Raw genomic sequence first — 5591 nt, 5'->3', positions numbered from 1 at the left:
AAGCCCATATAAATGGGTAATGTACAAGTTGCTGTAGAAGCATGTTTAGTTCGTCTGATCACAGATACTTTATAAACTATTTTAATACTTTTTTGAATCCGTCAATGCGTAAGTCCTATCATCTTAAAATCCTATAAATAATCTTTCACTTTTATGACATCAATATGAATCCTTTAATTGAGAATTCAGAACTCCTCCCCCTATCAAAACACCCAGCAAGTAGCTAACAGCCAGACTTCCTGAGCATTTTGCAATAACCACCCCATCACGGTGAAACACAGAACCTCACTGTACCCGTAGCAGAAGGTGGCAGATTACCTGTCAACACCCACTCTAGCTGGCCATTGTTATGGGTTGCTGTACAACCTGTAATGCCTGAAGGGGTAGACTGGCAATTGATGCTACCAAACGTTGTATCCAATGGCACACTGTCTTTCAGCTTTACATTTTGCAACACTTTCACACTATTGTTCTTATAGGTGATCTCATACTCCAGTTTTTGTTGGCTGGTCGCCTGATTGTTGATCGCAAAAGAAGTGCTGTCACTCACTGTTGATGGGCACGTGGCAACGGTACGTACTCGTTTCTGCAAATCAAGTCCTGCACTGCCAATCAGGGTGGTATCCTGTCGCTGGTTGCTTTGTCCTGTGATCGTTTGCGATGGATTACTCAGGCTAATCTGATAGCTGGCCTGTAGTCGGGTCATTTGCTGTGCGCCTGCATAGGCATTACTTGGCGACAGGACACGCTGTACCAGACAGATGTCGGTTGCTGGCTGTAACAGGATTGGGCTACCTGTGGTGGGGTTAAATACACTTTCCCCCGCGTCCACTTTGCCATTACAGTTAATATCCTGATAGATAATAGCCTGCCATACCTGATCTGTACTGGAAGCTGGCTGTTGTGCCAGATTTTGTACCATCTGGGTAATGCTCACAGGCGCGTAGCTGATCAGTCGATGTGGATAGTCAGCCACTTCTCCTGCTTTAATGGTATGTTGCCCATCTTCTATGAGTATCACGCTCAGATTAGCATCGCCAAAATTTCCTGTGGTATAGCTGGCTACAGTACTATTTGCCACGCTAATGGTATCGGTACTACGTGTGTAATTGGCAACACCGCTAACTGAGGTAAAATTTTGCGTATTAGTTTCTATAATACAATAGGGACTTGGCAGATTTGCATTACGAATAAACTGATAATCACCTGCTGCATTGGTTGTGGTTTCTGCAATAATACTACTAATACAATTGGTCAGTTGAATCCTCGCACCAGCAATCCCATTCTCGCCAGTATCTTGTACACCATTATAGGCATTAGCAAAAATATTATTTACTGTGCCGCCATTATCATTAAATACCCTTCCTGAAACAATCAGTTGTGAGTTAACACTCACGCTAGACTGGTTATTATCCAAAATAAGCTCAGGTGTCGAACCACTTACATTTGCTGTATTGATAATCGTCCCTAATTGTCTGGAAACTGCCTGTACTCTGACTTGCTTAGTTGTAGCTGGAGTCATTAACCCCATGTTGCAAGTCAGGGTCTTATTGCTACTATTGTAAGTACAACTTCCCCCTGTTATGGTATAGGAAACATAATCAATTCCTACAGGAATAGTATCTGTGAGAGTCACATTGCTGTTTGCAGGCCCCTCATTGAAAATATTAATGGTATACCAAAAAGATTGATTAACATAAATATTTGTACTATCGACCAATTTGGTGACCTGAACATCTGTTCCAAGTTGCACTGTGGTATTTTCACTATCACTATTATTGGTCGTTAAACTATCTGTTTCACTTGCCTGAACACTGACCTGATTGACATCGGTACCAATATACTTTGCCAACATACGGATAGTAATCGTTATTGTTTGACCCGCCTCTACACTTCCCAGATTACAGAGCATTTGATGACTGCTATTTGGTGTTGTGCAACTTCCCTGCTGAGGAGTAGCATCTATAAATTCAAGATAAGTATAAGGCAGGTTTTCAGTAACAATCACATTGGTTGCGACTGAAGGTCCTAGATTATTTACCGTTACCGTATAAACCACAGTGCCATTTTGCGCAACAGGATCAACCAGATCTGATTTATTGATCACCAGATCAATGACAGCAGAGGTTACTGCTGTAGACACTGAAGATGTGTTATTGGTACTCACAGCATCATAAATATCAGAACTAATAGTGGCGGTATTTATGATGTTTGTACCTGCTGCTGCCTGTTGGGGACGCACCACAACTGTCACTGATTGCGTAGTATTATTGGCTAAACTTGCCCATTGGCACTGAATTTTTCCTGCGGTAGGTACGTCCTGCTGACAAGTACCAGCGCCTGTTGGTGTGATTGACATCACTGTCACATTACTCGGCAAAGTATCAATAACAGTAACATTGGTAGCAACACTAGGACCTTTATTTCTGGCGGTTAAAATATAGGTCAGGTTCTGACCCGCAGCAACCGTTGTTAAGGAGGCACTTTTACTGATTTGCACATCAGCACTAGGCAGCACATTTAATGTCACAGTACTACTATTATCGGTAAAATCTGGATCAGCAACAACAGCAGTACTGACAAAACTAACACTGGCTGTATTTGCACGCGCTGTTCCAACTGTCGTAGGTGTCACAGTTACGGTAAATGAAGTACTCGCCCCTACTGCCAAACCACCTGCATAATCACAGGTTAAGGGAGTTACATTTCCTGTGCCTGCTGTTGTACAAGTCCAGCCATTGGCTGCCGCAGTCGTGGATACTAGTGTTGCTCCTGGGTTAGGATTCATACTGTCAACCAAGCGAATAGCATTTGATGTTCCAGCTGGTACAGCAGTTCGCCCCTGATTCGTCACCACAAAAGTGTAGGTATAACTCTGTCCCATATAAACACTAGTGGCTGACACTGTTTTGACCAGTTTTAAATTGGCATCATCCAGAATGCTGGTTTGTTGTTGGGCAGTATCATTGCTACCTATTGGGTCGCTTGCCGTCACTACTTGCGAGTAGTTAGTCATTGTTGTGCCATTATTGGCTTTTAATACCACATCAATATCGTTGGTTGTATTTACCGTCCAAGTAGATGAAGCACTTACAGAACGTGTACAGGTAATCACCGCACCTGTATCACTACAACTCCAGCCTTGGGTAGATACAGTTGGCGCATAACTCACAATGGTAGAATTGACAGGAATAGTATCCGTAACTGTCACCGTACGACCTGCTGGCATATTGGATGGTCCATTATTGGTCACCCGTAAGCGATAGCGTACATTACCTGTTACTGCAACAGGATCAGGTCCATAAGTGGTATTTCCTGATACGGTATCGTCCTTAACAATTGACAAATCACTATAAGTACCACCTCCTGATGTATCTACAATCGTCAGTGTATTATCTGACTGGTTATTACTAAGATCAGGATCAGATATGCTAGAGCTAATATTGCCAATATTTTGCTTCACCCCAGTACTGGTAAATTTTGCAGACAGTGTGATGTTACTATTACTACTTGATACCGCCAGACCATTGGTCAGTGTACACGTAATGGTCGCAGGTCCATTAATAGGGGAAGATGCACTTGCAGTTGGACAAGTCCAGCCAGTTGGTGCAGTAATCGCCGTAATTTGAACGCCGCTCGGCAACGTATCAGTAATCGTTACTGTCGTTCCAGTAGGGATTGGAGATGTACCCGCATTACGATAAGCAAGCGTATAAGTTGCTGTAGAATTTAAAGCACGTACAGTACCAGAACCATTAACAGTTTTAGCTATTCTCAAATCGGCATTTCCATTCACTGTATGTGTCACTGAAGCTGTATTATTGCTGGTTGCAATATCAGTTAAAGTATTACCCACAGAACCTACTGTTGCTGCATTAGTCAATGTACCGCCTTGAGTTGGAATAAAATCAAACTGAATAATCCCCAGACTTTGGGTTGTCGTACTGGTATTCACATAGGGTGTTGCAGAGTCACAAATGACACTCACAGGGTTACTGGCTGATACCATAAAAGGTAAAGTCTGGCTTGGACTATAATCACAACTCCATACCCCTGAATTACCAGATACTGTTGGTGAAGTGGTGACCTGTATACTATTTGGTAATGAATCCGTGACCCGAACGGTTGCACCTGCTGTGTCCCCAATGACTAAAGAGGGTGTCAGGCGATACCGATAAGTAGCACCTGCACCAATTTGTGTACTGGTCGCAATAGTAGTATTTGACGTATTAGTAAGCACTTTTGCCATACTCAAATCAACTGCCTGATTTACCACCGTATTTTCTGTAACCGTATTATTGGCAGTGTTTTTATCAGCCATCGTTGAACTAACGCTGGCTTCATTGGTTACCGTCCCATAAGCCAATGCCTTGACAGGGACTGTAATATTGGGAAAACTTGCATTGACTGCCAAGGCATTATTGGCTTGTATATTTCTCTGGCACGTTACAACAACTGGTCCATTTTGGGGAAATGCTGTACCACCAGAACTACTACAAGTCCAATTAGTACCACTAGGTAGACTTTGCAGACGCATACTAGATGGAATATTATCTGTTACAGTCACTGTATCTGCTGTCGTATGAGCAAAAGGACCTAAATTCTTAATCGCCAGCACATAATTATAAGCCGCCCCCTCTGATACAGGATCAGCACTATCCGTTTTTGTGATTTGCAAATCAGCACTTTGTACCACTGTTGTTGTTTCAATCTTACTATTATTGGTTAAATTAGTATCAATTTGACCACTTGAACCTGTGAAGGTACTGGTTAATGTCCCTGGTGTGGTGGGTACAGTCACCTTAATCACAATATTGACTGCCGCATTATTATCAATATTACCCAGACTACAAGTAATTGTTGTTGTACCTGTACATGTCCCCTGCGAAGAAACGACACTTTGCAAACTTACTGTTGCAGGTAACGCCGCCGTCAAACTAACCCCTGTCGAATCATCAGGACCATTATTAGCTACATTCAGAGTATAAGTTAATGTCCCACCTGCTGCGATTGGGTCAGGACTATCATTCTCATTGACAACAATATCAACAGCAGCATGTAAAATAGATGTATATAAGAAAACAATAGCACAAATAAATAAATAAAAGATTTTATTAACTTTTATCACAAAAATTCTCCTCCATCGGTGGGACATTTTTCATCAATAATGAAAGTGAATAACTTCAATCTGACCTTTATTTTTGACCTAATTAAGGTTTTAATTAGCCCTAATGAAGCAGCCACATATAATTGTGTGAAATATATCACGTAATTTACAATTTTTAAAACATATTTAACATTAATTAGGACTTACGCATTGACGGATTCAAAAAAGTATTAAAATAGTCTCTGTACACGACAAAAATAGATAACTCATTGAAATAATGTCACAATAATTGTTTTCTAACGACGAATACTATGACACATCTCAATGAGTTATATCTTATCTTAAACAAATCTCTAAAATGGAACAAGTCACATTTAAAGTGCTTTTCGCTCATCATGCTTGCGATCATTTTAAAGCAAACGTGCAATCTTTCTTCTGCATCTAAAGCCTTGCCCATCAAGTGCTTACCACAATCATTTTATCG

General features: G+C 41.3%; 1 protein-coding gene and 1 pseudogene. One reads left to right on the top strand and one right to left on the bottom strand.

The window, feature by feature from the left end; all coding sequences use genetic code 11:
• Positions 1–265: 265 nt before the first annotated feature.
• Entirely contained in the window at positions 266–5128 is a 4863-nt protein-coding gene (locus HYG88_RS14960; RefSeq protein ID WP_178883364.1) for an SdrD B-like domain-containing protein, read from the bottom strand.
• A 290-nt stretch (positions 5129–5418) separates the two neighbouring features.
• Between HYG88_RS14960 and HYG88_RS14955 the strand changes: the two are divergent.
• Positions 5419–5591 (top strand): annotated as a pseudogene (locus HYG88_RS14955) (IS4 family transposase); the annotation flags it as partial.

Origin of the sequence: Acinetobacter sp. SwsAc4 (assembly GCF_013391535.1) — a bacterium.
Classification (GTDB): Bacteria; Pseudomonadota; Gammaproteobacteria; order Pseudomonadales; family Moraxellaceae; genus Acinetobacter.
Note: the sequence above shows the minus strand (reverse complement) of the source record. Positions and strands in the feature narration are given on the sequence as shown.